The sequence below is a fragment of the Pseudophaeobacter arcticus DSM 23566 genome (assembly GCF_000473205.1).
Classification (GTDB): Bacteria; Pseudomonadota; Alphaproteobacteria; order Rhodobacterales; family Rhodobacteraceae; genus Pseudophaeobacter; species Pseudophaeobacter arcticus.
This window is the reverse complement of sequence record NZ_KI421507.1, coordinates 2,433,928-2,459,402: the sequence shown is the minus strand read 5'-3', so window position 1 is coordinate 2,459,402 and position 25,475 is coordinate 2,433,928. Positions and strand designations below refer to the sequence as shown.

Here is a 25,475-nt window from a genome sequence, read left to right as displayed (position 1 = left end):
CTTTCCATGACTGAAAAGGAAAACCAACATGGATATCAATGATCTGCGCCGCATGCTGAAAGCGGCGGCTGAAACCATGGGAACCACGGCGCAGGCGCTGGATGATTTGGAAGCCAGCGGCACTGCCGAGGCCAGCGCGATCGAGGCGGCGACTGCTGCCTTTGATGCGGCCAAGGCGGAATTTGAAGGCCTGAAGGTGCGGGTTGCACGGGCCGAGGATGTCGAGGCCGCCAAAGCCAGCACGGCTGGATCTGAGCTGAACCCTGGCGGTGGCTCCCCTCTGCCGGGGCAGGTTGCCAAGGCCGATGATAAGGGCGCTGATACTGGCCTGATGGTGGCGGCGCTGGCCAATGCCAAGGGTAACAAGGATCAGGCTGTCACGTTCCTTGAGGCCGAGGGGCACAGCGGTATTGCGGCCACCCTATCCGGTGCCAGCGATGGCGCAGGGGGGATCCTGATCCCTCGGGCGCAAAGCACTGTTCTGATTAATCTGCTGACCCCGCGCGTTGTTGTGCGCAAGTTGGGCGCACGGGTGCAGGATATGCCTGCGGGCAAGCTGCGCATGGGTCGTGTCGCCTCGGCCCCCACGGCGGGCTACATCGGGGAAAACGCCCCGATTGTTGAAAGTGAACCCAGCTTTGACAAGGTGGATCAGGATTTCAAAACTCTGACCGCGCTGGTGCCGATCGGCAATGCGCTGTTGTCGCATTCCAGCGCCAGCGTCGGGGCCACGGTGCGGGATTTGCTGCTGGACTATATGGCGCTGCGCGAAGATCTGGCGTTCATTCGCGGTGATGGCACCGGCGAAACCCCAAAGGGTCTGCGCAACTGGTGCCTGCCTGGCAACGTCCGTCTTGCGCTGGCCAATACGGTTGCGGTGGTTGAAACTAATCTGCGCTGGATGGTGAGCGTGGTGGAGGATGCCAATGTGGCCATGCAGCAGCCTGGCTGGATCATGCGCGGCGCGACAAAGCATTTCCTGGCCAGTCTGCGCGATCCATCGGGCGCCAAAATGTATCCCTCGATCGAGGCCAGCAATACGCTGCACGGCTACCCAATCGAGACCACATCGCAGGTGCCGAACAATCTGGGCACCGGGGACGATACCGAGATCACCTTTGCAGATTTTGCCGAAATCATGATTGGCGATGATCAGGAAATCCGGGTGGCGTCTTCGACCGAGGCCTCCTTTGTCGATACCGGCGGCAATACGATCTCGGCCTTCCAGCGCGATCTGACGCTGATGCGGGCGGTGTCGCGCCATGATCTGGCACCTGCACATGATGAGGCGATCTCGGTGCTGACAGGCACCGGTTGGGGCCTCTAAGGCGCGGCTAGCGCAGCAACTACGGGGCGGCCATGAGGTCGCCCTTTTCTATTCTTTAGATTCGGAGACGTGAAATGACACGTGTTTTGGTGAAATTCCTGACCGGGTATTCCCGGTACAACAAAGGCGAAACCGCTGGTTTTGATAAGGCGAAGGCAGAGCAACTCTGCAGCGGCAAGGCCCCGGTCGCGCGGCTGGTTGGCCCGGTGAAGCAAGCGGCGGTTGTGACCAGTGAAGACATTAATCTGCTGGACCGTGAACGCCAGGAACTGGCCCTGGCTGGATTGAATATGGCGGACCAATTGGCGAGCGTTGAACGCCGCGAGCGGGATCTGGCTGTTGGCTTGTCCGGCCTTGATACACGTGAGCAGGATCTGGTGGCCCGTGAGGCGGCCCTGATTGAGCGTGAGCGTGAGCTGCAGGCGGCGCTTGATGCTGGTGGGGAATCAATTGAGCAGGTCGATTCCGATCCTGGCCCAAAAGAAAAGGCACCGGGCGCGCCGCCCAAACAGGGCGCCAAAGCGTAAGGGGCGCGGGATATGCGGGTGATTGATGAGAATCCTATTCAGCCGGGCGTGGTCTTGGATGACTTCAAGAGGTCGATCCACTTTCTGGTGGATGATCCTGATGAAGAGGCTGCGTTGCACCTTGCTTTGCAGTCGGCGGAGGCCGCAGTCGCCACGGCCACCGGTTGCCCGCTTACCCCGCGTCTGGTTGAGTTTAACGTTACGCGGGGCGGCTGGCATCGCTGGTGGTTCCCTATTCTGCCGGTGCAGGAGCTGGTTGGCCTAGCGCTTGATGATGGGGCTGGGGGCTGGGTTGATCAGCCCTTGCAGGGGGCTTGGGTGCAACAGGCACATGATGAACCCCAGCTTGTTCTTAGCGATGCCTGGGGCGGGCGATCGGCAAGTGGGGATCTGCTGCGGGTGCAAGCGCGGGTTGGCGGTGCCGATGTGCAGACAATTTCCCGTTTGCGACAGGCGATTATTCTGCTGGCCAAGGAATGGTTTGAGGCCGGGATCTCGATCGAGAATGAGGATGCGCCACGCATGTCTTTCGGGGTGCATCGGCTGCTAAAACAGGCGCGCTATCGTCGCCCATGTGAGGTGGCGTGATGGGGCTTCGGCTTGACCGAAAGGTCACCTTTCTGACCGCTGTTGTTGAGGAAAATGACGCAGGGGAAATGGTGGCAACGGAGTGGCAGGAAGGCCGGAAAGCATGGGCCAGCTATACGCCTGTCTCTGATGGTGAGCGCCTTCAAGCGGCTGCTGTCCAGCAGAAGGCCGACGCGCGCTTTGTTGTCCGGTGGCATCCGGGCCTTGCGGGTGTAGATGGTGAAAACAGGCTGCGTTTCGACGGTACGGATTGGCACATTACCGGGATCAAGGAAATTGGTCGCCGCCGTGGCTTGGAGATCACCGCCTGGCGTCTGAAGAAAGCAGGGGGCTGATATGGTTGCAAAACTGCGGATTGAAGGTTCTGGCGATATTGAGCGCGCCCTGGTGCAGCTCACGCGGGGGCAGTCGAAAGCCTCTGGTCGGCGCGCTCTCAAAAAGGTTTTGAAGCCGGTAGCAGCAACGGCTGAAACCATGGCGGGCGGCAAGTTCAAAGTTGCCGTGACCAGCAAGCTGGACAAGGGGCAGAAACGGGGCGCGCGCGGAGATCAGGGGCGCAATCGGGTGGCGATGTATGTGGGGCCGGTGCAGGTGGATGGCAGTCATTCCCCGCATGCGCATCTTTATGAGGATGGCACCGCGCCGCGCTACCATAAATCCTCCGGCAAATTTACCGGCGAGATGCCAGCCAATCCCTTCCTGCGGCCTGCCTGGGATCTCTATGCGCCGGGGATGCTGCAGGCGCTTGGGCTGGAGATCCGCAAGGATATCGACAAGACGCTGGAGCGGGCGCGGCGCAAGGCTTTGAGGGCTGGCAAATGAGCCTGGAACGCGAGTTGAAAGACCTGCTCAAGACCCTTGGGGTTCCCGTTGTCTGGGGCCTGTTTGACAGCGACGTGGGCTTTCCCCGGGTCAGCCTGCGCCGGGTTGGCACGGTGACGCGCTACGCGCTGCGGGGCCGGGCAGATGTGGAAACCGCGCGGGTGCAGGTGAATATCGATGCCCTGTCTTACGGCGAGCTGATCTCGCTGGGGCCTGCAGTGTCCCACCTTTTGACAGGTTATCGCAGCGGGTCGGTGATCCGCTGCAAGGAACTCTCGCGCCGGGACGGGTCCTCCGAGACCGGCGGGGAAGTGGTCCGGCGTCAAATGCTGGATCTCCAGGTGCGCTACCGCACCTGAATAATGGCCGGGTGACCGGCTGAATACTCTGACAATCTGAAAGGAATAAGCCAATGGCAGAAAATGTCATTCCGGGCGATCTGTGCGATGTGCAGTGGTCTGAAGACGGGGTTGCCTGGGAGGTGATCAAGGGGTGCAAAACAGTTGGCATCCCCGAGGAAAGCCCGGAATACCGGGACCGGACCTCGCTGGACAGCCCCGGCCGCAACAAGGAATACGGCGTCGGCCTGACCGATACGGGCGAGCTGACGCTGAGCTGTTTTTACTCGGCAGATCTCTATGAGCAGGCGCTGGCCCGCAAGGGCAAGGTGATCTTCTTCAAGGTGGATCTGCCCGCTGTTGAAGGCGAGCAGCTCACCGGGGATGCCTTTGATTACAAGGCCTTCGTGAACCCGTCTATTCCGTCTGTGGACGTGGATGGCGATTTGATGACCGATCTCAAACTGCGCCCGACGGGTGTGGTTGGATGGACCAAAGGGGATCCAGTCGTATGATCCGCAGCGCAAGTATGAAGCTGGGGAAAAAGACCCTCAAGCTGAAGTTCTCGACCCGTGCCCTGATCCGCATTGAAGCGGAAAACGGCGGTCAGTCTTTTGACACCCTGCTGGATCAGCTGATCACCGGCGCCGGGGGCGTGACCCTTATGGCCTCGGCTTTGGGGGCGGGGCTCAATGATGGCAAGGGCATCGACCCCGACCAGGCCCTGGACCTGATCGACCAGGCGGGCGGGGTTCGCAAGTTGGTCCCGCTGGTTGCGCAGGCCATTGGCGCCGCCTTTGACGTCAAATCCGCGGCTGATGAGGACGGCCAGGTTGATGAGACCAGCGAGGCAGGCGAGGCGGCGCCGGGAAAGGGCAGTGCCGCCGCAGAGGCGTAGACTGGGAGGCGATGTTCTCGACGTGGTGCGGGCTGGGCCTGCACCACGGCGACTTCTGGGAGGTCACCCTGCGGGAATACGATCTGATCACCACCGGCAGGATCGAGGCCAAGGATCAGGAGTTCAAAGCCTGGCGGGTGCTTAATCAGGAACTGGGCATTCTGGTGCAGTTTGCCTTCCATGATCCCAAAAAAATGCCGGACTTCACCAGGGCGGCGGAGCCTGCAAAACCGGCAAGCCGGGATAGAGCGCAGGATCTGGACAAGCTGCGCGCGGGTCTGATGGCGCTGCACTTTCAAAGCAAAAAGGGAAAATAGATGGCCATTATTGGTTCGCTCCGGGGGCTGTTGTCGCTGGAATCCACTGCCTTTGAAAGCGGTGCCAAGCGTGGCATTGCGGCCATGGGCAATGTCGAGCGGCGCATGGTGCGCTTAGGCAATACGGTTGAGCGCCAGGGGCGTCGGCTGGCGCTTGGCCTCACTGTGCCGATGGTGGGCGCGGCGGCACTTGCGGTGAAATCCAGTCTCAAAATTGTCGATGCCCAGGCCAAGATGGCGCAGTCGCTGGGGACTACAGTGCAGTCGATGCAGGTGCTGGAGCGGGCGGCGGATCTGTCGGGGGTGTCAATTGGGGAGGTTGAGCAGGCCACCATCCAGCTGACCAAGCGGCTCAGCCAGGCGGCGGCGGGCAGTGGCCCTGCGGTGAAGGCGCTGGACCGGCTGCATCTCAGTGCTGAGGCCCTGCAGCGGCTGCCGCTGGATGAGCGTCTGGCCAGGATCCAGGGCGCCATCGCGCAATTTGTGCCAGAGGCAGAGCGGGGCGCGGTGGCCTCTGAGCTGTTTGGCAGCCGGGCCGGGCTGATCTTTACCCGCATCGATAGCAGCGCTCTGCGTCTGGCGACTGAGGACGTGATGCGCTTTGGCGTTGCGGTCTCCGAGGTGGATGCGGACCAGATCGAGCGCACCAATGACGCGCTGTCGCGCATGGGTGTTGTTGGTCGTGGCATGGCCAACCAGCTGACGGTGGCGCTGGCGCCGTTTCTGGAAGAGCTGAGCGACAAGGCGGCCAGCGCAGCGGAGTGGTTTACCAATCTGTCCGATGGCACCAAGGGGATGATTGCCAAGGGGGCAGCGTTGACCGCTGCCATCGGGCCTGTCGCGATCGGCCTGGGCTTGGTTTTGAAAGTTGCCGCGCCGCTGGTTGGGGTGGTGGCGTCTCTGGTCTCCCCGGTTGGTCTGGTGGTGGCTGGGTTCGCGGCGTTGACGGTTGCAAGCACGGCGCTTGCCGGTAGCGCATCTGGGGCAGTCTCCTTTGCAGAGGCCCATGAGATCGCAATGGATAATGTGACCATTGCGATGGGCGATCAGATCCACGCAACCGCGCGGCTGTCAGATGCCCTGCGCAAAGGCGGGCCGGTCACACTGGCTGCAATTGAAGCAAAGATGGCAGAGGCGGCGGCGCGCCGCGCGGTGACCGCAGAACTGGTGCGTGAGCGGCAGGAAAAGGAGCTGGAGGCGCTTGGTTATTACAAGCTGCTGGAGTCGATGGGACAATATCAGCAGGCCTTGGCGGCGATGCGGACGCCAGGGGATGATCTGGAGCAAATGCCTGCCCGTCTTCGGGCTTCTTATGAAGAGACCGAGCAGAGCCTTGCGGCGCTCCTGGTTGAACAGCAGCGTTTGCTAGAAGGGGTGCGCAGCCAGAATCATCTGACCGAGGAAGAGCGGGCCAACCTGCAGCAGATCCAAGCCAATCTTGCTGAGCTCCAGCGGCGCTGGAATGAGCTGAACGGAATTACTTCTGAGAATGTCACTCTGACCGATCGCGGCACAGTGGCGGCTGGTCAACTGGCGCAGGGGCTTGGCGGCGCTGCGGGGCAGGCGGCGGCTCTGCGCGGCTATCTCTCTGGCCTGCCTGGGGCATTGGCGGGGGCGCAGGCCAATATTGCGGGGCTGAAGGCTGGCATGGCCGTATTGGCAAGCGGTGGCGGCGAGGCGGCGGCGAATGTTGCCAAGTACCGCGCCGAGCTGGTCGCGGCCCTGCCGCCGTTGGAAGAGATGCACGACGGCCAGCGCCGCAACGTGGAAGAGGGGATCAATCAGCAGGTGCGCCTGTTTGAGGAAAACCAGCGCCTGAGCGGCGAATACCGCGCGCAGATCACAGCCCTGAACAAGGTGAGTTCTGCCGGTGGCGCGGCCAGCAAGAGCGCGGTGGCGGCTCTGCAAAAAGAGATCCGCGAGCGGCGCGCCCTGGTGGGGCTGACCGATGAGCAGCGTCGGAAACTGGAGGCGGTGCGCGCGGTTCAGCAGAAACTTGGCAAGGAAGGTGCGGGCCTTGGCAAGGCGCAGATCGAGGCGCTGGCGGATCAGGTGATTGAGCTGGACCGGGTCGATGCCGCGCTGGACCGGGTGCGGGATCAACAGGAGCGTTGGGCCGAAAACATCACCCGCACCGCCTTTGAGGGCGGCAGCCTGAGCGACACCATCAAGGGCATGCTCAAGGATATTGCCTATCAGTTTGCCAATTCCAGGATTGTGCTGCCGGTGGTGGCCTCGATCTCGGGCATTCTGGGGCTTGGCGGTCTGAACCTTGGTGGCGGTGGTGGTGTTGGCGCGGCCCTTGGTGGCGGCGGTGGCGGTGGCGGCCTGGGGGGCGGCCTGGGAGGTTTGCTGAATGGGGCCGGTGGCTTGCTGAAACTGACCGGCGCAGGCAGTGCACTGTCGGGGGTTGGATCGGGCTTCTTGGGGGTCTTGTCTGGGGGTGGTCTTGGCTCCAGCTTTGCCAATATCGGCGGGTTGCTCTCGGGGGCCACGGGCGGCTGGGGCGCAATTGGCGCGGCCCTGCCGGCACTCGGGATTATTGTGGGCGTGATTGCGCTGCTGGCCAAGGGGCTGAGCCGCAAATACGTCGGCACCGGCATTCGCGGCAGCTTTGACGCTGAGGGCTTCAATGGCGGCCAGTTTGATTTTTACAAAGGCGGCTTTCTGCGCTCCAACCGGACCTACTACAAACCGCTGGAGGCTGAGTTCGAAGAGATGCTGGATGACAGCATGGCCGGGCTGACCACGGGCCTGACGGATATGGCGGAAACCCTGGGGCTGAGCACGGATGCGCTGGAAGGCTTCACCGGCGAGGGCTTCACCCTTTGGATCAATGGCAAAACCCAGGAAGAGATCCAGCAAGCGCTGCAGGAGCAGATCGAGGCCACTGGCAATGCCATGGCCGAGCTGATCCTGGGCACGGATGCGTTCAGCCGCGCCGGAGAAAACGCGCTGGAGACGATGGCGCGGCTATCGGGCAGTCTGCTGGCCTTCAATGATGTGGCGGATCTGCTGGGGCATCAGAGCTTTGATATGTCCCTGACGGGCGGCGATAATGCCTCGGCGCTGGTGGATCTCTTTGGCGGTGCCGAGGGGTTGAGTGCGGCGGCCAACAGCTATTTTGCCGGGTTTTATTCCGAAGGCGAGCAGACCGAAACCATCCTGCGCCGCCTGCGGGAGCGCTTTGACGATATTGGCGTCGCGATGCCAGAAAGCCGGGCCGGGTTCCGGGAGCTGGTCGAGAGCCTGGATCTCACCACTGAACACGGGCGGAAACTTTACGCCAGCCTGTTGCAGATGTCGGGGGCAATGGATCAGGTGTTGCCGCAGGTGGACAGCTTCACCCTGTCGATGGCGGGCATGCTGGATGAGATTGGCGGAGAGATTGGCCTGCAGATCGAAACCGCGCGCGATATGGCGGCGGATGCACGGGCTGCGGCCACGCTCTGGGCGCGCACGGCGGAGAGCCTGCGGGACTATCTGTCTGGACTGGGCACCTCCGAGCTGGGCGGTGCCAGCCGCGAGCAGGCGGCGGCAGCCCAGCGGCGCCGGTTTGAGGAGGCCTATGAGGCGGCGCGCGGCGGCGATCAGGAGGCGGCGGCGAGCCTGTCCGGTCTGGCGCGGGACTATCTGCAATCGGCACAGGGGACAGCCAGATCCTCATTGGAGTATCGCCGTCTTGCCGCCCTGGTGCAGGGCAAGCTGAACTTTGTCGCCGGGGTCTCTGAGCTGGAAAGCGGCAATGAGGAGGTGCTGGAAGCGCTGTATAAACAGCAGATCGAGGTGCTGACTGATCTGGGTAACTTCCTGCAACTGAAAGGCCTGACCAGTGATCAGGTTGGCGAGCTGAGCGACGGGGTGCAGGCGCTGCATGCGGATTGGGATGGCACGGTGGAGGCGTTCCAGTCGTCATTGGGGGCGCTGGAGGATGCGATCAAGGATGCTGAGGCCTTCTCCTATGATGATCTGGTGGGGCGTCTTGATGTGGCGGTGGCGCTGGATGACACCGCGCCGTTCTGGCTGCGCCACCTGGTGGAGAACGCCGGGACGGGGATCCAGACAACGCTGGATTTTGTCATTCGCCGCGATGATCTGACAGCGGCGGATCGCTGGATCGCCACCAATGCCCTGTCGGAACATGTGGCAACGCTGGATCTGATGTTGGGGCAGGATCTTGATGTCGAGACCCGGCGGCTGGCGCTGAGCACCGATGCAGAGATCCGGCGCGATATGCGGCTGAAGCTGGTGCAGGATCTGGATGGGGAGACGCGCGCTTTGTTGCTGACACAGGCCGCAACGCTGTCGCGCCAGGTGAATGTTGCCCTGACCGAGGAGGGCAATGCCGCCATTGGCCGGCTGACCGAGCTGCAGGATCTGATCGGCAGCACGGGCGGCAATCTCACCTTTGACGGTGGCGTCACCCTGACCGCTGACAGCGTGTTCAGCGATCTGGTGGCTTCGACCAGCGGGCTGACGGCCCCTCTGAGCGCCTTGCAGACCATGCTGAGCGCGCTGCGGGATGCGGTGCAGGAAGATGTGGATCAACGCAAAGGCCAGCTCAAACTTGTTGGGTTGCAGACCGAAGGGGTGGAGATCGCCGGGCAACAGAAGAGCCAGTCAGAGGGCACCCTGGCTACATTCGAGGCGCTGCGGCGGCAATACGGCATCTCTCTGGTGGGGCAGGATCAAAGCGTTGGCCTGGGGCCAAACGGCTATCTGACCTCCTCCTTTGATTATTACGGCGGCACCGCAGCCAATCTCGCGGCCTTCAAGGCGGCGCTGCAGGAACAGCTGGGATCGGCCTCCTATGGCGAGGTGATGCGGCGGGTGAACCGCTCAACAACCGAGAAGAAATCCAGACTGGCGCGCTTGCGCGAACAGATCCGCGATCTGGGCGGGGTGCCGCAGTTTGCCGCTGGCGGTGTGCATGCCGGGGGCTGGCGTGTGGTTGGGGAGCGCGGCTGGGAGCTGGAGAATACCGGATCCAGCCGGGTGATCAGCCATTCCGATTCCAGGGCCATGCTGGACAATCGCCGGGTGGTGGAGAGCGTTGATAACCTGGCGCGCCAGGCCGGGGTGCAGGGCCAGAAGGTGGAACTGCTGATCAAGACAATCGCCCGTGTCGTTGAAAACTGGAACGATGCGGGCTTGCCCAAAGAGGTGGCGTGATGGACTTCAATATTATTGCGCCGATGCCGGTCACGGATGTTGAGCTGGTGGGCTCCAATATTGCCGAGGATGATCATCCGGTCTGGGATGTGGGCGTCACCTATGCCCTGGGGGATCGGGTGATATCGCTGGTGACCCACCGCATCTATGAGAGCGTGCAGCCCGGCAATCTGGGTCATGACCCGGTCTCGGATGCTGGCAGCTGGTGGCTGGATCTGCGGCTTGCCACCCGGCGCTGGTCGGCCTTTGACAATCGCCGCTCAAACAAGGCCAGCCGCGCCGATGAGATCACCTATTCCATTGTGCCAACGCGGGACTGCGATGCGATCTCGCTGTTTGGCCTCACGGCGGGGGCGGTGCAGATCGAGGTGCGCGACGGCGGCACCCTGATTTATGATCAGACCTTTGTGCTGGCAGACACCGGCCATGTGGTCAGCATGTACACCTATTTCTTTGGCGGCATTTTTTATGCGCGCCAGAAGGTGCTGAACGGCTTTCCCGGCTATATCGGTCATCAGATCGATATCACCATCTCCGCACCGGGTGCGGTGGCCGAGGTTGGCCATATCGTGCTGGGCCGCAACCATATTCTGGGCAGTATCATGGATGGCGCCGAGGTCGGCCATGTCAGCCACAGCCGCAAGGAGTTTGACCAGTTTGGCGATGAGCTGCTGATCAAGCGCGGCTCCACCCGCAAGGTGACGGTGCCTTTGCGGGTGCCGACGGTGCAGGCGCCGCGTGTGATGGATCTGGTGGCCGAGGTGGATGGTCTGGTGACCGCCTTTTATGGCTCCAGCGAATACGCACCAAACTACGGCATCGAGGGCCTTGGCTTTGTCGATGACCACACGCAGCCGCTGGATGCGGCTGGCGATTCAATCTTCACCCTTGTTCTCAAAACCATCAAATAGGAGTGCGCAACCATGGCAGCACCCATTGCCCCGGCTTTGCCGGATATTCCGTCACGCTCTGCGCCAGAGGCAGATTTTGACGCCAAGATGTTTGCTCTGTTCAAATGGGCCACCGATGATTTTGTCGGCTTCATGGAAGACTGGCGCAGCTACCTGGACAGCGGCGCCGGGGTCATAAGGGGCAGCAATGCCAATGGCGCCTATGTGCGCTTCCCTGATGGCACTCAGATCTGCACCCATCTGGTCGAGCTGAGTTATTCGGTGCCGGATCTTATGTTTGGGATTTGGGCATTCCCCGCGGCCTTCAGCACCGTCACTGGGCTGGTTTTGGAGGGGAGTGTCGACAACGACAGCGCGACTGCAAACCTGACGCCCACAAGAAATGAGCTTGGGCAGGTCTTCGTGGATGTTGCAACTGCTTCTGTGGGCCACCTGGGCCTGCGCAACCAGATCGGCGCCACGGGCTTTGGTGCCTCCGATACCGTTTTACTTCACATGACAGCCACTGGCCGCTGGTTCTAAAGGAACGCTCCCATGCATATCACTTTTATCTGCAGCGCCAGTCTGCCCAGTCTGCCTGGTCTTCCCGGCCAACCTGAAACCTCCGCCAGCGTTGCAGGCGACACGCTCACGGTTGACGGGGTGGATTATGATCTCTCCGCCGTGCCCGAGGGCGGCTTTGCTGAGCCCAAGGGTGATCATCCTTTCGTGGGGCGCATCAGGCGCAGTGGCGGCGTGCTGAGCCTGTCGCTGCGCTGGCGCTATGACGCAGCCACAGCCGAGGCGCACCAGCCAACAGCGGCGCCGGTTCTGAGCGTTGTCGCCGGGGCCGTGCCCGATCCCATCATTCGCAAACCTGCCACGCCGGAGGCATAGGCCCATGACATTCTTGCTCACGATCACCACCGCAGAAACCCACGCTGCCCAAGCCCTGGCGCAGGCCAAGGCTGACGGCCTGGCGCGGGCGCTGCAGCAGCTCGCAGCGGCGGCCTCGGAAATCACAGGCCAGGTGCCCCAGGCGGAACGCGACAGCTGGGCCACCAAGGCCGTGGCGGCGCGGGCCTGTCTGGCGGATGCGGCCAGCGCCGATCAGCTGGCAATGCTGCAGGCCGAGGCGGACATTACTGGCGAGGCGGTTGCGGATCTGGCAGCAGCGATTGTCGCGATGGCTGAGAGCTACGCCGACATCGCGGCACAGCTGGCCGGTCTGCGGCGCAAAACCCGCGCGGCAATTGAGGTCGCGACAACGCCTGCGCAGGTGCAGGCCGCCCTGGTGGCGCTTGATGCGGCGCTGAACACTCTGGGGGCGGGGTGATGCCTGAGCCGGGGCTGATCGACTGGATGTCGAACCTGCTGGGTGGTGCTGCCACCACGCTGGTCGGGGCCACCATAGGCCGTTTGATGTGGCATTCCGGCGAGGTGCGCAAAGGTCGGCGGCGTTTCTTTGGCCCGGAGCTGCTCTGGGAAATCCCGGTGGCCATTGGCATGGCCATCATTGGCGAGGCCATTGCCAGCTACATGGGTGTAGGTCCAACCGTGACCACCGGCATCGTGGCGCTGGCGGGCTGGAGCGGCCCGCGCGGGGCTGAGGTGATGCTGACCAAATGGCTGATGCGTACCAAGCCGTAAAACTACCACAAAACCCAAAATCCAAAACCTGAACCCAACCCTGCCGCTGGCGGGGTCTTTTGCATTGGAGACATCATATGAAACTGATCTCAAACTGGCGCCCCACTCTCGGCAAGTCCTGGTCTGTCCGGCTCATTTTGGCGAGCCTGGTTCTGCTGGGCGGATATTTTCTGGCCCTGGTCCAACCCGGCATGCTCGGCTGGGATCCGCTGTATTTTGCCATGGCCTCGGCCACATGCCAGGCGCTGGCGATCCCGGCGCGGCTGGTGCTCCAGAACGGCTTGTCCAGCCTTGCTGCCTTCCGCCGGGAGACGGGCGGCGCCGTGCGGCGGCGCACGGTTGGGCTGATCGCGGGCAGCGGGATCGCCATGAGCACGGCCATTGGCTTCATTGGCCAGTGGGAGGGGCTGCGGACGCAAGCCTACCGCGATGTAGTTAACGTCTGGACGGTCTGCTATGGCGAAACCAAGGGGGTGCAGCCCGGTGATCGCTACAGCAAGGCTGAGTGCGACGCCATGCTGGCGCGTGAGATCGTCGCCTATGAGGTGGCGCTGGACAAATGCCTGAAACACCAGGTGCCGGTCGGCATGAAGATCGCCCTGGTCAGCTGGACCTACAACGTCGGGGCAGGGGCCGCCTGCAAATCTACCCTGGTGCGCCGCGCCAATGCCGGGGATCTGACAGGCGCCTGCAATGAGCTGCCGCGCTGGAACAGGGCAGGCGGGCGGATCATACCGGGGCTGGGCAACCGGCGCGGCGCCGAGCGCGCCATGTGCCATCAGGCGCTAAAAGAGGCGGCATGATCCCGGTTAGGATATGGGGTTGGGTGCTGCGCAATCTGCCAGGGCTTGCCCTGGTGTCCGTGCTGGCCGGGGTGGTCTGGACTGTGGCGGATGCCTTCCAGGACCGCACCCACCTGCGGGCCGAGCTGGCGGCTACGCAAGCGGATCTGGCAACGGCACAGGCCAGCCTGCAGCAGGCTGCCGAGACCGCCCGCATTCACCGCGCCCACCTGGACCGCGCCGCCGATGAGGCGCGCGCCTGGGTGGCGCTTTCCAATGATCTGCAACAGATGGAGGGCCGCGATGCGCCTTTATCCCCTTTGCTTGCCGCTACTGCTGGCCGGTTGTTCTCAACCAGCCAGTGAGGTGGTGATACCGCCACCAAATGTGCCGGCCGATCTGCTGCAGCCCTGCGCCGGATACACCGGCCCGCTGCCGCAATCTGAGGGCCAGATCTCGGATGCCCTGATTGCCGAGGCGCGGGGGCGGTCCTGCGCCAATGGCAAGCTGGCCACCGTGGCTGACATTCTGAATCCATCCAGCCCGCACGAGGGCTGAAAACTCACATTAAATTACGAGGCCAAACCATGCCCCAGACTGATCCTTTTGCCGCGCTGAGCCGCAGCTTGACCAGCCCCGCCACAGAGCATTTTGCCATTGTGCCGGCCGATGGTGTCGACCTGCCGCTGCGGCCCCGCGTCTTGCGGGTTCTCACCTCGGGCGATGTCGCCATTCGGGACGTCAATGGCGTGGTGATCACCTATGCGGTTTCAGCAGGCGAAACACTGCAGATTTCGGCAATCGGCGTCGAGGCCACCGGGACCACCGCGACAGTTGCAGGCTGGCTCTGATGCTGGGGCTCGGTTTGGGCATCGGCGCGGGGCAGGCCCTACCGCTGGCGCGCTATAATATCGGCGGCAAGGCTCCCGCTGTGGTCGCGGATTATTCTGCCGGGGTCTATGGGCTTGATGGCCGCGCCGTCACCTTTGGCGGGCTGTTCGACTTTGCGCGGCTGTCAGCGGCCTGGAAGCTGAACGCCCTGGGGCATTGGGTCAAGGCGCTGGCGGGGGAGCCGCGCAGGGGGCACCACATCTGGCAGGGCGGCAAGCTGGTGCCTGCCGGGCTGGCTGTCTGTTCTGAGGTGCGGACAAACCTGCTGCTGAACAGTGACGCCCTGTCGACGCAGGTGGTAACAGTTGCGGCGGTGGAACATGTTCTGAGCTTCACCGGAACCGGAACAGTCACCCTCTCTGGTGCGGCAACAGATGGGCCGCTGATCGGGGCGGGAACTGGCGAGGTGAACAGCGTCCGCCTGGCCTTCACCCCCAGCGGAGGATCGCTAACCCTGACGGTCTCGGGCGATGTTCAAACCGCCCAGCTTGAGGCCGGGCCCTTTGCCACAGACTACATCAGCACCGAAGCGGCGCAGGTCTCTACCGCCGCTGAGAGCCTGCAGATTGCCCCTGTGGAACTGGCCAGGGCTGTTGGCGTGTTTGGTCCCGAGCTGAACCCTGACCCGTCTTTTGCGACTGTGTGGAATACTGCCGACGGTGGTATTTCTGCTGCCGATGGCAAATTGATCTTTGAGGATGTGGCGGTGAATGACCGTTCGTTTGTCGTCCGGTCACCGGCAACGGCTGGGGATACCATTCTTCTTGAAGTTGACGTTGATGATTTGACCTCGGGGGCTTTGAGGTTCGCCATAGGTGGTGCAAACAATTACGCCTTGGCGGCGGGAAAATATTCGTTCTTGATCCCGGCAACCACTGCCGCCTCCACAATCGGTGTATATGCAGATACTGCCCCGACAAATGCAGTTGTCAGTCGGTTTTCTGCCCGTGTGGTCACCATGCCAGAGGCGCTGACCTTCATGATGACGGGGACCATGACGCGGGCGAAGGAACCTGAGAGCTCCAGCAACGCTATCCCCTTGCAGTGGGAGAGTGACGCCGACAATTTCATTGACCTTTGTGTCTCAACAGCCGGGGCGCATACGGGCAAACCAAGTTTCCGCAGCAAGGTCGGGGGCGTTTTGACTGAGGTACTGGGGGCAGACGACGCCATGGCCCTTGGCTCTGAGGAAGCCTTTGCGCTGGCTTTTGTCCTGGACGCCACCCACATCGAAGGCTTTTACAACGGGGTGTCCACCGGGCAGACCGCCCACGGTGGCATGGCTGCCCTTTTGGCGGCGCCAATGCAGCTCTTCCCGGTGGGCAGCGCCACAATCAAAGACCTCCGGCTATGGCCCAACGCCCTGCCGAGTGCGGCAATGGTAGGGGCAACATCATGATCCTTCAGGACAAGAATGGCACCGAGTTCGAAGCCTTTGCCAAAATCACCATGACCGGCGCGCTGGAGGTGGTCGACGTCATGGTTTCGGCCCCCAGCCGCGAGATCCTTGAACAGGTGGCCCTGGCCTCAAACCTGCTGGTTCAAGATGAGGACGGCACCCTGCGGGACGCGCCAAACTGTGTCAGCTCCTGGATCGGCCACCCCGCGCCGGGGTCTGACTATCTGGTGAACTGGCGCCTAGGCCCGCGCGACCAGCTGGGGCGCGATGAGGACGGCTTTGAGCTATGGCAGCTCACCTGCGCCGCCTGGGCGCTGCAAGGGGTAACAGTGCATCTCACAGACGCCCTGCGCGCCTACGAGCTGCATGGGGTGCGCCAGATCGACGGCAAGGCGGTGCAGACCCCGCACCGGGTCTGGGCGGAGTGATTTGGCTGGCGAAGCCTATCCGCATACTCGATCTAGCCAAGGCCACCCATCATACTTGTCACCAGGCGTTTTAATGTGGCTGTATCGCTGCAGGCTTTGCCAACTGCGGTGGCCAGAAACGCTGGCCGCAAGCGGGATTGTGCGGCCCATTTCAAATAGTCGGGTGACGCCTTCATGCCGCAGATCATGAAAGCGAAGATCCACGATGCCAAGAAGGGCGCAGGTTCGAATGAAGGACGCAGAAATGTTGTTGGCGCGGTAGGGGAATATCGAAGCGTCAGCAGGGCCGGTAGGCATTGAGTTGATGATCCTCATGGCCTCTGGGGTAAGTTCGCACCAAACATCATTGCCAATTTTTTCACCCGGATTTTTCATGTCCTTTACCAAAACTCGATTGTTCTCTGGTTCTAGGTCCTCCCATTTGATCCGCACAATCTCGTCCTGTCGGCGCGTGGAGAATATCGCGAAAGCAATGATTTTGTGCATGGGCATGTGGCCCCGTATGGCGCTGTCTTCGTAGTGGGCTAGTAGCTTGTCCAGCTCATCTAGCGTGGGGCGTCTATTACGGCGATTCGATTTAGAGATTATCCCGAGCTGTTTGCAAACAACGAGTGCATCCGCCATAGCGGCGGGGTCAAGATCTAGGTTCCAGGCGGGGCGGGCGAGCTTAAAGACGGGGGAAAGGTGTGTAAGGTAGTTCCCTACTGTGGATGCCGCGCGTTTGTGTCCGAACTCTCTCGCAAAGTCCACGATTTTCTGGCTGGTGACTTCTTCGCAAGCAATTTGGGCAAGATCGGTTTGTGCTAGTTTTGCAAGGACTTGGGCTTTTGACTTCCCATAACTCTTTTTGTGGTCGTCAATATACCTGTTGATGGCGTCAGATAGAGTTGGCCGGGGCGCCCTGGCTTTTTCTAAGGCGCCGGGTTGGCGTAATTCCTTTTCGCGCCGCTGCATCCAAGCGTTTGCCGTGGCTCGGCGCGGAAACTGCCGGGATTCTCTGTAAGTTGGTTCACCCTTGCGTTTCAGAATAATCTGAGCCTTATAGGCGGTGCGTCCGTTGGATAACTTGCGCTCTGCAATCGTTCCCATGGTACCCCTGCTGTCTGGTATGCCCTGAGTGCTCAGGTATGCCTTAGGGGCATACCATCAAAATGGAATGCTCGTAAACGCTGGTAAATATGCGGAAAAGATGCGAGCTTTTAGGCTTGATCTGGTTGGAAAATTGGCGCTAATGTGTTGAAATTTCAGGTATAATCTTCCTGAATGTGGTAGATTTGTAACCGGATTGCGGGCCACGTTAAATATTCCGCTAAAGAGGTCAGGATGTGAAGGACCCCCTTTCGCTTGGCCGGACGGGGGTTTTTTGTTGCGCGAAAAGCGCGGAGGATTTGAGATGAGCGAGACTTGGAACAACCGCACCAAACTGGTGCATGGCGGCACCCGCCGCAGCCAATACAACGAAGTGAGCGAAGCGATCTTCCTGACCCAGGGCTTTGTCTATGACAGCGCCGAGCAGGCAGAGGCGCGGTTCCTGGAAACCGGCCCGGATGAGTTCATCTATGCGCGCTATGGCAACCCAACCGTGGCAATGTTCGAAGAGCGTATCGCGCTGTTGGAAGGCGCGGAGGATGCCTTTGCAACCGCTTCCGGTATGGCGGCTGTCAGCGGCGCGCTGACCTCACTGCTCAAGGCGGGCGATCACGTTGTTTCTGCCAAGGCGCTGTTTGGGTCCTGTCTGTACATTCTGGAAAATGTCCTGGCCCGCTTTGGGGTTGAGGTGACGTTTGTGGATGGCACCGATCTGGACCAGTGGCGCGCGGCCCTGCGCCCTGACACCAAGGCAGTGTTTTTTGAAAGCATGTCGAACCCCACATTGGAGGTCATCGACATCACGGCGGTTGCCGCGCTGGCACATGAGGTCGGCGCCACGGTGGTGGTGGACAATGTGTTCTCGACCCCGGTGTTTTCCAAGGCCATCGCGCAGGGCGCCGATGTGGTTGTTTACTCCGCTACCAAGCATATCGACGGCCAGGGCCGGGTGCTGGGCGGTGTGGTTCTGGGCACCAAGGACTATATTCGCGGCACCTTGGAACCCTACATGAAACACACTGGCGGCTCTCTCAGCCCCTTTAATGCCTGGACCCTGCTCAAAGGCCTGGAAACCATTGATCTGCGGGTCAGGGCGCAGGCTGAAAGCGCGCTGTTGATTGCGCAGGCTTTTGCCGGTCACGCGGCGCTGGAGCGCACCATCTACCCCGGGCTTGCGACCCATGCGCAGCATGCGCTGGTGCAAAGCCAACTTGGTGGCAAGGGCGGAACGGTGCTGTCGCTGGATCTCAAAGGTGGCAAGGCGGCGGCGTTCCGTTTCCTCAATGCACTGACGATTCCGGTGATCTCCAACAACCTTGGGGATGCCAAATCCATTGCCACCCACCCGGCAACCACCACTCACCAGCGCCTGCCGGATGACCAAAAGACTGCCTTGGGAATCACCCCCGGTCTGGTACGCTTTTCAGTGGGGCTGGAAGACAGTGCTGACCTGATCGCGGACCTGAAACAGGCGCTTGCGGCGGCACAGGGCTAAGGCCGGCTCTGACCTTTAGGCACCCCCGGATTGGAGGCTTTCGTCCGATCCGGGGTCAAACCTGACGTATTTGACTGATCCGTTTTGAGTTTTGCGCCGTAAAGGTCTAAACAGTTGAACGCGGCCCCTGCAGGGCGGCGCTACCGGAGTGCGTATTGCCATGAATATTCCCACGCGTGATCTGTCCGAGGCCCCCGATCGTCAAGCTGCCGAAGCGGCTCTGGCCCTGCTGCGGCAGTGGGCCGAATCTGCAAACCCCACCGAGGTGGCGCAGCTGGATCCGGCTGTTGCACGCCTGTTGCCGGGACGTGAAGTGGGCAACTACCCTGAGCTGTCGCGCAACTACCCGGCAGATTTTGTGTCCGACGAAGCCTACCGCGCCACCCTGCCGGATCTGCAAAACGGGCCTGCCAGCCTCATTCGCGGCGCCAAGGAACAGATACAGCACGTCGGTATATCGAATTTCCGTCTGCCGATCCGGTTCCATAGCCGCGATGGCGGCGATCAAACATTGGAGACCAGCATCACCGGGTCCGTCAGCCTGGAGGCCGACAAAAAGGGCATCAACATGTCCCGGATCATGCGGTCCTTTTACAAGCACGCGGAAAAAACCTTTAGTTTTGAGGTGATGGAGGCAGCGCTGAGCGATTACCTTAGGGATCTGGAAAGCATGGATGCGCGGCTACAGATGCGGTTTTCCTTCCCGGTGCGGATTGAAAGTCTGCGCTCTGGCCTGTCTGGCTATCAGTATTACGACATCGCGCTGGAGCTGGTGCAGTCTGAGGGGCTGCGCCACAAGGTGATGCATCTGGACTATGTCTATTCCTCGACCTGCCCTTGTTCGCTGGAGCTGAGTGAACATGCGCGCCAGTCGCGGGGGCAACTGGCCACGCCGCATTCGCAGCGCTCGGTGGCACGGATTTCGGTTGCAACGGACCCCGAGGGCGAATGTCTCTGGTTTGAGGATCTGATTGAACATTGCCGCAGGGCGGTGCCAACCGAGACGCAGGTGATGGTCAAGCGCGAGGATGAACAGGCCTTTGCCGAGCTGAACGCCTCTAATCCGATCTTTGTCGAGGATGCGGCGCGGCTGTTCTGCGAGGCCTTGCAAGAGGATGCCCGAATCAAGGATTTCCGCATCGTTGCCAGCCATCAGGAAAGCCTGCACAGCCATGATGCCATCAGCATCCTGACCCAAGGCCCGCTTTTTGCCAACAAAAGCCTGGATCCGCAGCTGTTTTCCACCTTGATTCACCAAGGCTGACAGGTCGCTTGACAGGTTGGCTGACTGGCGGGCTGAAAGCCCATCCGGCGGAGCTGACACAAACCGTTGTTTGTCGAGCACGTCACCAGCGCTGCGCGCGGGCTTTGGCTTGACAGTTTCCGCCAAGAGGGCCAACGCTCGCGCCTATGTTGGATTTTCGACCCATTGGATATGTGATCGGCCTTCTGGTTTTGATCCTTGGCGCCATGATGGTGTTTCCCTTTCTCGCCGACCTCATCGAGGGGCGGGGCGAATGGCCCGTGTTTTTGGAAAGTGGCATCATTACCATGCTGGCCGGGGCGCTTTTGGCGCTGAGCTGCGGCAGTGGAAATGGTCGTGGGTTGAGCATCCAGCAGACCTTTTTGCTGACCACCACTGTCTGGGGGGCGCTGCCGATTTTTGGCGCCTTGCCCCTGATGTTGGGGGCGACGGAACTCAGCTTTACGGATGCGTTTTTTGAGGCCATGTCTGGCATGACCACCACCGGCTCAACAGTGATTTCGGGATTGGACGACCTGCCAAAGGGGCTGCTGCTGTGGCGCGGGATCCTGCAATGGCTGGGGGGGATCGGGATTATTGTTGTCGCCATGGTCTTCCTGCCTGAATTGCGCGTTGGCGGTATGCAGATATTTAGGTCGGAAGCCTTTGACACTATGGGGAAAATTCTCCCACGTGCGCAGGCTATCGCCAAACAGATCTCCCTGATCTACCTAGGGCTCACGATAACCTGCATGGTGGTCTACCTGATCTTGGGCATGGGGTTCTTTGATGCGCTTGTGCATGCGATGACCACCATGTCCACGGGGGGATTTTCCAACTATGATGCCTCTTTTGGGACCTTTTCGGGGCCGGCCGAATACGCGGCATCCATATTTATGATCTTTGCTGCCATGCCATTTGTGCGGTATGTGCAATTGGTCAATGGCAAGGCGACACCTTTGTTTCGCGATAGCCAGATACGCGCGTTTCTCGGAACGATTGTTGTTCTTGTCGTGGTAACATCGGGCGTTCTGATCACGATCTTTCCCCATCATCCCGAACAGGCCGTCCGGGAGGCTTTGTTCAATATCACCTCCATTATTTCTGGCACAGGTTATGCCAGTGTCGACTATATGGAATGGGGCAATTTCCTCATTATGGTGTTCTTCTTTATCGGGTTGATTGGCGGCTGTGCGGGCTCTACCGCCTGTTCGGTCAAGATCTTTCGCTACCAGCTGCTCTTTGCCTCGATCCGGGTGCAGATCCAGCGGATCCGCTCGCCGCATGGGATCTTTGTGCCCCGGTTTGACGGCCGCGCTGTGGGCCAGGATGTTTTGACCTCGGTGATTTCCTTTTTCATGTTCTTTATTGTGACCATGGGCATCGTGGCCTGGGCGCTGGCGCTTACGGGATTGGACTTTGTCACCGCGATTTCCGGCGCTGCCACGGCGGTGGCCAATGTGGGGCCGGGGCTGGGGGAGACCATCGGCCCCGCAGGAAATTTCTCATCGCTCAATGACGCGGCCAAATGGATCCTCAGCTGCGCCATGCTGATCGGGCGGCTGGAGCTGATGGCAGTCTATGCCATTTTGACGCTGCGGTTCTGGCGCGCTTGAGTCTGATATCGTTGCCATTTTTGTGACCTGATCGCCAGAAACGGGGCGCGACCCGGGCTGGGGGCTTGTATCGCTACAATACGCAGCCTTGCCCTTGAAACCCTGACCGCCTATGAGGCAGTGATCGGAAACAGCGAGCGCACGGAGACTTTTGCCCATGCCCGTTCTAGTAATGAAATTCGGCGGCACTTCGGTCGCCAACCTCGACCGGATCCGGCGCGCAGCCAAACGCGTTGGCGTCGAAGTGGCCAAGGGCTATGACGTTATCGTCATTGTCTCTGCCATGTCCGGTAAGACCAATGAAATGGTTGGCTGGGTCAATGAGACTTCGCCGATGTTTGATGCCCGTGAATATGACGCGGTGGTATCCTCTGGTGAAAACGTCACCGCCGGGCTGATGGCGCTGACGCTGCAGGAAATGGATGTGCCCGCGCGTAGCTGGCAGGGCTGGCAGGTGCCGTTGAAAACCACCAGCGCCCATAGCCAGGCGCGGATCGAAGAAATCCCGACGGATAACATCAATGCCAAGTTTGGCGAAGGCATGCGGGTGGCCGTGGTTGCCGGGTTCCAGGGCATTAGCCCTGAGGGCCGCATCACCACGCTGGGGCGCGGTGGATCTGATACCACTGCTGTTGCCTTTGCCGCCGCTTTTGAAGCCGAGCGCTGCGATATCTACACCGATGTGGACGGGGTCTACACCACCGATCCGCGCATCTGTGGCAAGGCGCGCAAGCTTGACAAGATCGCCTTTGAAGAAATGCTGGAACTGGCCTCGCTGGGGGCCAAGGTGCTGCAGACCCGTTCGGTTGAACTGGCCATGCGCTATAAGGTGAAACTGCGCGTTCTCTCTAGTTTTGAAGAACAATCCGACGAGGCCGGCACGCTGGTCTGCGACGAGGAGGAAATCATGGAATCCAATATTGTGGCCGGTGTGGCCTATTCCCGCGACGAAGCCAAGATGACCCTGATGTCGGTTGCCGACCGCCCAGGCATTGCGGCGATCATCTTTAACGCCCTGTCTGAAGGTGGGGTGAATGTCGATATGATCGTGCAGAACATTTCGGAAGATGGCCGCACCGATATGACCTTTTCCTGCCCCACCGATCAGGTGACCCGTGCTGAAAAGGCGCTGCTGGGCATCCGGGAAGCAGGTGATCTGAACTACGCCGAACTGGTTGCCGATACCGAGGTTGCCAAGGTGTCGGTTGTGGGCATTGGAATGCGCTCGCAATCTGGAGTGGCGGCCAAAATGTTCAAGGTGCTCTCGGATGAGGGGATCAATATCAAGGTCATTACAACCTCAGAGATTAAGATTTCCGTACTTGTCGACCGAAAATACATGGAACTTGCAGTCCAAGCACTGCATGATGCTTTTGAATTGGACAAGGCAGCCTGATACCTTTGGATTGCCTGCCACAACAAAAGAATATGTGAACAGGACCCATGGTCGACTCTACTGAATCTGAAAGCCGCAAGCTGCTTGGCCGCTTGCGCGAGGCCATGGCCGGGGACAACCCTGGCCAGGCCCGTCTGGACAAGATCACCCATCTCATAGGCGACAGCATGGGTACCGAGGTCTGCTCGGTCTATCTGTTTCGCGATGATGAGACCCTGGAACTTTGTGCCAGTGAAGGCCTGAATGTTGAATCCGTTCACCAGACCCGGATGCGTATTGGCGAGGGCCTGGTGGGGCGGGTGGCCAAGTTCGGCAAGGTAATCAACACCCCCGATGCGCCCAGCTCCAAGGGCTTTCGCTATATGCCGGAAACCGGCGAAGAGCGGTTCTCTTCCTTTCTAGGTATTCCGATTCAACGGCTTGGTGAAATGCTGGGCGTTTTGGTTGTACAGTCCAAAGAGGCGCGCGAGTTTTCCGCCGATGCGGTCTATGCCCTGGAAGTTGTTGCCATGGTCATCGCCGAGATGACCGAGCTTGGCGCCTTTGTGGGCGAAGAGTCCGGCCTGTCGCCGCTGCATCAACAGCCGGTTTTGTTACCAGGGACGGCAGCGCAGGAGGGCGCGGCTGAGGGCCATGTCTGGCTGCATGAGCCCCGCGTGCTGGTGACCAACCCCATTGCGGATGACCCGGAGAAAGAACTGGTGCGTCTCAATGAGGCGGTTGAGCAGCTGCGCGTTGGTGTCGACAAGATGCTTGAGATCTCGCAAAACGGCGATAAGGAGCAGCTGCAAGTTCTTGAGGCTTATCGCATGTTTGCCAATTCCAAGGGCTGGATGCGGCGCATGGAAGAGGATATCTCCCGTGGGCTGAGCGCTGAGGCCGCAGTGGAAAAAGAGCAGTCGCAGGCGCGGTCCCGGCTGTCGCAGGTGCAGGATGCCTACCTGCGCGAGCGGCTCAGCGATCTGGACGACCTGTCCAATCGTCTGCTGCGTATTTTAACCGGGCAGGGGGCCGAAACCGGCGCCGATCTGCCGGATGATCCCATTTTGATTGCGCGCAATATCGGCCCGGCGGAACTGCTGGAATATGGCCGTAATCTCAAAGGTATCGTGCTTGAAGAGGGCTCGGTTGGCTCGCACGCGGCCATCGTGGCCCGGGCCCTGGCAATTCCACTGGTGGTGAATGCCAAACGCATCACCAATGAGGCCCTGAACGGCGACCATATCATGGTGGACGGGGAGCAGGGCGTGGTGCATCTGCGTCCCGACGACAGTGTCGTGAGCGCCTTTCGTGACAAGATCGCCATGCTGGCCCAGGCGCAGAAACGCTATGTCTCGATCCGTGACAAACCGGCGGTGACGCTGGATGGGCACAAGATCGACCTGGTGATGAATGCGGGCCTGATGGCCGATCTCCCCTCGCTGGAGAGCTCCGGTGCCGAGGGGGTTGGCCTGTTCCGTACCGAGCTGCAGTTCCTGGTGCGCAACCAGATGCCGCGCCGGTCTGAACTGGTGGTACTGTATAAACGGGTCCTGGATGCAGCGCAGGGCAAGCGCGTCGTCTTTCGAACCTTGGATATCGGCTCAGACAAAGTCCTGCCCTATATGAAACCAAATGACGAGCCCAACCCGGCCCTGGGCTGGCGTGCTATTCGGGTTGGCCTGGACAAGCCGGGCATCATGCGGATGCAGTTGCAGGCCCTTATGCGCGCGGCCGAGGGACGCCCGCTGACAGTGATGTTCCCCTTTGTGGCGCAGGCCGAGGAGTTTCGTGCCGCACGCAACGAGGTGAACAAGACACTTGAACGGGAACGCATCCTGGGACATGCGCTGCCTGAAAGCCTGGAGATTGGCGCCATGCTCGAAACGCCCTCGCTGGCTTTTGCACCGCAAAAGTTCTTTGATGAGGTCGACTTTATTTCGATCGGCGGCAACGATCTGAAACAGTTTTTCTTTGCCGCAGACCGTGAGAATGAGCGCGTCCGCAAGCGGTATGACAGCCTGAATGTGAGCTTTCTCAGCTTTATGGAACAAATCGTCGAGCGCTGTTCCATCTCAAAAACTCCGCTCAGTTTTTGTGGTGAAGATGCCGGGCGCCCGGTTGAGGCGGCCTGTCTTGCGGCAATGGGGATGCGTACGCTTTCAATGCGACCTGCTTCAATTGGGCCTGTTAAGTCTTTGTTAATGCGTGTTGATCTTGCCAAAATGAGGCAGGTGATCCTCGAGTCTCAACAGCGTGGTGATCAATCCGCACGCGAGTCCGTGATGCGCTATCTGCGCGAAACCTGACGCGCTACCCCGTCCGTATTGAAATGTCATCCTTCGCGCATCTCGTGTCCACGTGCCGGGCGGCAATTGGTCTTTTCGTGGCGCAGGGGGCGCGCCGCAGGGGGTGACCTTCAGGCCGGTATAATTGCTGGAAACCTAAGATTTTACCTGATTTTGTGGAATGCCACGTTTCAAATAATCGTACTACATTGCGGTTTTTCTGGTAGTTTCGCCAAGAAAATTACATTTATTCAATATTTTTGGCCTGTTTACGATGTTTTGAAGCCTTGCGCGTGGGATTGCAGCTCTGTTGCGGGAAATTGTCGACCCGGAGAAGGCC

The 25,475-nt window shown here is 60.6% G+C and carries 27 protein-coding genes and 1 riboswitch; of the genes, 26 read left to right on the top strand and 1 reads right to left on the bottom strand.

The genetic code is table 11. The annotated features are described in order from the left end of the window. The first annotated feature begins 28 nt into the window (after nucleotides 1-28). The 21 genes from ARCT_RS0116060 (at nucleotide 29) to ARCT_RS0115955 (ending at nucleotide 16,029) form a co-directional block, all read left to right on the top strand. On the top strand, nucleotides 29-1,327 hold the full coding sequence (locus ARCT_RS0116060; RefSeq protein WP_027240981.1) for a phage major capsid protein: 1,299 nt from the start codon (nucleotides 29-31) through the stop codon (nucleotides 1,325-1,327). Between the two features lie 74 nt (nucleotides 1,328-1,401). Further along, entirely contained in the window at nucleotides 1,402-1,854 is a 453-nt protein-coding gene (locus ARCT_RS0116055) for a hypothetical protein (RefSeq protein ID WP_027240980.1), read from the top strand. Nucleotides 1,855-1,866: 12 nt separating this feature from the next. Next, the gene (locus tag ARCT_RS0116050; protein ID WP_027240979.1) at nucleotides 1,867-2,442 is read left to right on the top strand and encodes a head-tail connector protein; all 576 of its coding nucleotides are present in this window, start codon (nucleotides 1,867-1,869) and stop codon (nucleotides 2,440-2,442) included. Beyond that, nucleotides 2,442-2,777 carry a phage head closure protein gene (locus ARCT_RS26335; RefSeq protein WP_051360810.1) on the top strand — a complete coding sequence of 112 codons (336 nt, stop codon included), beginning with the start codon at nucleotides 2,442-2,444 and terminating at the stop codon, nucleotides 2,775-2,777. The genes ARCT_RS0116050 and ARCT_RS26335 overlap by 1 nt, the downstream gene beginning before the upstream one ends. A 1-nt stretch (nucleotide 2,778) precedes the next feature. Then, nucleotides 2,779-3,264 (top strand): hypothetical protein, encoded by a 486-nt coding sequence (locus tag ARCT_RS0116040; RefSeq protein WP_027240978.1) that lies wholly within the window; start codon nucleotides 2,779-2,781, stop codon nucleotides 3,262-3,264. Beyond that, on the top strand, nucleotides 3,261-3,623 hold the full coding sequence (locus tag ARCT_RS0116035) for a hypothetical protein (RefSeq protein WP_027240977.1): 363 nt from the start codon (nucleotides 3,261-3,263) through the stop codon (nucleotides 3,621-3,623). The genes ARCT_RS0116040 and ARCT_RS0116035 overlap by 4 nt, the downstream gene beginning before the upstream one ends. 53 nt (nucleotides 3,624-3,676) lie before the next feature. Further along, nucleotides 3,677-4,117 carry a phage tail protein gene (locus ARCT_RS0116030; RefSeq protein WP_027240976.1) on the top strand — a complete coding sequence of 147 codons (441 nt, stop codon included), beginning with the start codon at nucleotides 3,677-3,679 and terminating at the stop codon, nucleotides 4,115-4,117. After that, nucleotides 4,114-4,500 carry a hypothetical protein gene (locus ARCT_RS0116025; RefSeq protein WP_027240975.1) on the top strand — a complete coding sequence of 129 codons (387 nt, stop codon included), beginning with the start codon at nucleotides 4,114-4,116 and terminating at the stop codon, nucleotides 4,498-4,500. Before ARCT_RS0116030 ends, ARCT_RS0116025 begins: the two co-directional genes overlap by 4 nt. A gap of 11 nt (nucleotides 4,501-4,511) precedes the next feature. Then, the gene (locus ARCT_RS26330; protein WP_036785033.1) at nucleotides 4,512-4,817 is read left to right on the top strand and encodes a hypothetical protein; all 306 of its coding nucleotides are present in this window, start codon (nucleotides 4,512-4,514) and stop codon (nucleotides 4,815-4,817) included. Continuing rightward, entirely contained in the window at nucleotides 4,818-9,989 is a 5,172-nt protein-coding gene (locus ARCT_RS27195) for a hypothetical protein (protein ID WP_027240974.1), read from the top strand. Next, nucleotides 9,989-10,900: a hypothetical protein gene (locus tag ARCT_RS27190; protein WP_051360809.1), complete on the top strand. Its 912-nt coding sequence runs from the start codon at nucleotides 9,989-9,991 to the stop codon at nucleotides 10,898-10,900. The genes ARCT_RS27195 and ARCT_RS27190 overlap by 1 nt, the downstream gene beginning before the upstream one ends. 12 nt (nucleotides 10,901-10,912) lie before the next feature. After that, nucleotides 10,913-11,422 carry a hypothetical protein gene (locus tag ARCT_RS28415; RefSeq protein WP_027240972.1) on the top strand — a complete coding sequence of 170 codons (510 nt, stop codon included), beginning with the start codon at nucleotides 10,913-10,915 and terminating at the stop codon, nucleotides 11,420-11,422. Nucleotides 11,423-11,434: 12 nt separating this feature from the next. Further along, a complete protein-coding gene (locus tag ARCT_RS26315; protein WP_036785030.1) occupies nucleotides 11,435-11,776 on the top strand; it encodes a hypothetical protein in 342 nt (113 codons plus the stop codon). A 4-nt stretch (nucleotides 11,777-11,780) separates the two neighbouring features. Further along, nucleotides 11,781-12,215, top strand: a complete 435-nt coding sequence (locus tag ARCT_RS0115990; protein WP_027240971.1) for a hypothetical protein — start codon at nucleotides 11,781-11,783, stop codon at nucleotides 12,213-12,215. Further along, nucleotides 12,215-12,529, top strand: a complete 315-nt coding sequence (locus ARCT_RS0115985; protein ID WP_027240970.1) for a phage holin family protein — start codon at nucleotides 12,215-12,217, stop codon at nucleotides 12,527-12,529. The genes ARCT_RS0115990 and ARCT_RS0115985 overlap by 1 nt, the downstream gene beginning before the upstream one ends. Before the next feature lie 77 nt (nucleotides 12,530-12,606). Next, the gene (locus tag ARCT_RS26310; protein ID WP_036785027.1) at nucleotides 12,607-13,332 is read left to right on the top strand and encodes a lysozyme; all 726 of its coding nucleotides are present in this window, start codon (nucleotides 12,607-12,609) and stop codon (nucleotides 13,330-13,332) included. After that, nucleotides 13,329-13,676: a hypothetical protein gene (locus ARCT_RS0115975; RefSeq protein WP_154665378.1), complete on the top strand. Its 348-nt coding sequence runs from the start codon at nucleotides 13,329-13,331 to the stop codon at nucleotides 13,674-13,676. Before ARCT_RS26310 ends, ARCT_RS0115975 begins: the two co-directional genes overlap by 4 nt. A gap of 4 nt (nucleotides 13,677-13,680) precedes the next feature. After that, nucleotides 13,681-13,869: a hypothetical protein gene (locus tag ARCT_RS26305; RefSeq protein WP_154665377.1), complete on the top strand. Its 189-nt coding sequence runs from the start codon at nucleotides 13,681-13,683 to the stop codon at nucleotides 13,867-13,869. A gap of 29 nt (nucleotides 13,870-13,898) precedes the next feature. Next, a complete protein-coding gene (locus tag ARCT_RS0115965; RefSeq protein WP_027240967.1) occupies nucleotides 13,899-14,162 on the top strand; it encodes a spike base protein, RCAP_Rcc01079 family in 264 nt (87 codons plus the stop codon). Further along, complete coding sequence (locus ARCT_RS0115960; protein WP_027240966.1) at nucleotides 14,162-15,601, top strand: hypothetical protein; 1,440 nt, start codon at nucleotides 14,162-14,164, stop codon at nucleotides 15,599-15,601. The genes ARCT_RS0115965 and ARCT_RS0115960 overlap by 1 nt, the downstream gene beginning before the upstream one ends. Beyond that, nucleotides 15,598-16,029, top strand: a complete 432-nt coding sequence (locus ARCT_RS0115955) for a hypothetical protein (RefSeq protein ID WP_027240965.1) — start codon at nucleotides 15,598-15,600, stop codon at nucleotides 16,027-16,029. Before ARCT_RS0115960 ends, ARCT_RS0115955 begins: the two co-directional genes overlap by 4 nt. A gap of 15 nt (nucleotides 16,030-16,044) precedes the next feature. On the opposite strand, the gene ARCT_RS0115950 is transcribed toward ARCT_RS0115955, so the two are convergent. Next, nucleotides 16,045-17,118, bottom strand: a complete 1,074-nt coding sequence (locus ARCT_RS0115950; protein WP_027240964.1) for a site-specific integrase — start codon at nucleotides 17,116-17,118, stop codon at nucleotides 16,045-16,047. A gap of 166 nt (nucleotides 17,119-17,284) precedes the next feature. Beyond that, nucleotides 17,285-17,363, top strand: a riboswitch (SAM riboswitch). 59 nt (nucleotides 17,364-17,422) lie between these two features. Here ARCT_RS0115950 and metZ point away from each other — a divergent pair. From metZ to ptsP, 5 genes are all read left to right on the top strand, one after another. Continuing rightward, nucleotides 17,423-18,613: an O-succinylhomoserine sulfhydrylase gene (gene metZ, locus ARCT_RS0115945; RefSeq protein ID WP_027240963.1), complete on the top strand. Its 1,191-nt coding sequence runs from the start codon at nucleotides 17,423-17,425 to the stop codon at nucleotides 18,611-18,613. Between the two features lie 160 nt (nucleotides 18,614-18,773). Next, a complete protein-coding gene (folE2, locus tag ARCT_RS0115940; protein WP_027240962.1) occupies nucleotides 18,774-19,877 on the top strand; it encodes a GTP cyclohydrolase FolE2 in 1,104 nt (367 codons plus the stop codon). Nucleotides 19,878-20,023: 146 nt separating this feature from the next. Beyond that, entirely contained in the window at nucleotides 20,024-21,472 is a 1,449-nt protein-coding gene (locus ARCT_RS0115935) for a TrkH family potassium uptake protein (RefSeq protein WP_027240961.1), read from the top strand. Nucleotides 21,473-21,629: 157 nt separating this feature from the next. Beyond that, entirely contained in the window at nucleotides 21,630-22,868 is a 1,239-nt protein-coding gene (locus ARCT_RS0115930) for an aspartate kinase (protein ID WP_027240960.1), read from the top strand. Between the two features lie 47 nt (nucleotides 22,869-22,915). Beyond that, the gene (ptsP, locus tag ARCT_RS0115925; protein WP_027240959.1) at nucleotides 22,916-25,156 is read left to right on the top strand and encodes a phosphoenolpyruvate--protein phosphotransferase; all 2,241 of its coding nucleotides are present in this window, start codon (nucleotides 22,916-22,918) and stop codon (nucleotides 25,154-25,156) included. Nucleotides 25,157-25,475: the final 319 nt, after the last annotated feature.

Coding starts and splice junctions, on each gene's coding strand:
- ARCT_RS28415 (WP_027240972.1), top strand. CDS start 10,913: ATGGCAGCACCCATTGCCCCGGCTTTGCCGGATATTCCGTCACGCTCT.
- ARCT_RS0115960 (WP_027240966.1), top strand. CDS start 14,162: ATGCTGGGGCTCGGTTTGGGCATCGGCGCGGGGCAGGCCCTACCGCTG.
- folE2 (WP_027240962.1), top strand. CDS start 18,774: ATGAATATTCCCACGCGTGATCTGTCCGAGGCCCCCGATCGTCAAGCT.
- ARCT_RS0116025 (WP_027240975.1), top strand. CDS start 4,114: ATGATCCGCAGCGCAAGTATGAAGCTGGGGAAAAAGACCCTCAAGCTG.
- ARCT_RS27195 (WP_027240974.1), top strand. CDS start 4,818: ATGGCCATTATTGGTTCGCTCCGGGGGCTGTTGTCGCTGGAATCCACT.
- ARCT_RS26335 (WP_051360810.1), top strand. CDS start 2,442: ATGGGGCTTCGGCTTGACCGAAAGGTCACCTTTCTGACCGCTGTTGTT.
- ARCT_RS0115965 (WP_027240967.1), top strand. CDS start 13,899: ATGCCCCAGACTGATCCTTTTGCCGCGCTGAGCCGCAGCTTGACCAGC.
- ARCT_RS0116055 (WP_027240980.1), top strand. CDS start 1,402: ATGACACGTGTTTTGGTGAAATTCCTGACCGGGTATTCCCGGTACAAC.
- ARCT_RS0115930 (WP_027240960.1), top strand. CDS start 21,630: ATGCCCGTTCTAGTAATGAAATTCGGCGGCACTTCGGTCGCCAACCTC.
- ARCT_RS26330 (WP_036785033.1), top strand. CDS start 4,512: ATGTTCTCGACGTGGTGCGGGCTGGGCCTGCACCACGGCGACTTCTGG.
- ARCT_RS0116060 (WP_027240981.1), top strand. CDS start 29: ATGGATATCAATGATCTGCGCCGCATGCTGAAAGCGGCGGCTGAAACC.
- ARCT_RS0116030 (WP_027240976.1), top strand. CDS start 3,677: ATGGCAGAAAATGTCATTCCGGGCGATCTGTGCGATGTGCAGTGGTCT.
- ARCT_RS0115935 (WP_027240961.1), top strand. CDS start 20,024: ATGTTGGATTTTCGACCCATTGGATATGTGATCGGCCTTCTGGTTTTG.
- ARCT_RS0115990 (WP_027240971.1), top strand. CDS start 11,781: ATGACATTCTTGCTCACGATCACCACCGCAGAAACCCACGCTGCCCAA.
- ARCT_RS0115950 (WP_027240964.1), bottom strand. CDS start 17,118: ATGGGAACGATTGCAGAGCGCAAGTTATCCAACGGACGCACCGCCTAT.
- ARCT_RS0115975 (WP_154665378.1), top strand. CDS start 13,329: ATGATCCCGGTTAGGATATGGGGTTGGGTGCTGCGCAATCTGCCAGGG.
- ptsP (WP_027240959.1), top strand. CDS start 22,916: ATGGTCGACTCTACTGAATCTGAAAGCCGCAAGCTGCTTGGCCGCTTG.
- ARCT_RS26310 (WP_036785027.1), top strand. CDS start 12,607: ATGAAACTGATCTCAAACTGGCGCCCCACTCTCGGCAAGTCCTGGTCT.
- ARCT_RS26315 (WP_036785030.1), top strand. CDS start 11,435: ATGCATATCACTTTTATCTGCAGCGCCAGTCTGCCCAGTCTGCCTGGT.
- ARCT_RS27190 (WP_051360809.1), top strand. CDS start 9,989: ATGGACTTCAATATTATTGCGCCGATGCCGGTCACGGATGTTGAGCTG.
- metZ (WP_027240963.1), top strand. CDS start 17,423: ATGAGCGAGACTTGGAACAACCGCACCAAACTGGTGCATGGCGGCACC.
- ARCT_RS0115985 (WP_027240970.1), top strand. CDS start 12,215: ATGCCTGAGCCGGGGCTGATCGACTGGATGTCGAACCTGCTGGGTGGT.
- ARCT_RS0116050 (WP_027240979.1), top strand. CDS start 1,867: ATGCGGGTGATTGATGAGAATCCTATTCAGCCGGGCGTGGTCTTGGAT.
- ARCT_RS0116035 (WP_027240977.1), top strand. CDS start 3,261: ATGAGCCTGGAACGCGAGTTGAAAGACCTGCTCAAGACCCTTGGGGTT.
- ARCT_RS0115955 (WP_027240965.1), top strand. CDS start 15,598: ATGATCCTTCAGGACAAGAATGGCACCGAGTTCGAAGCCTTTGCCAAA.
- ARCT_RS0116040 (WP_027240978.1), top strand. CDS start 2,779: ATGGTTGCAAAACTGCGGATTGAAGGTTCTGGCGATATTGAGCGCGCC.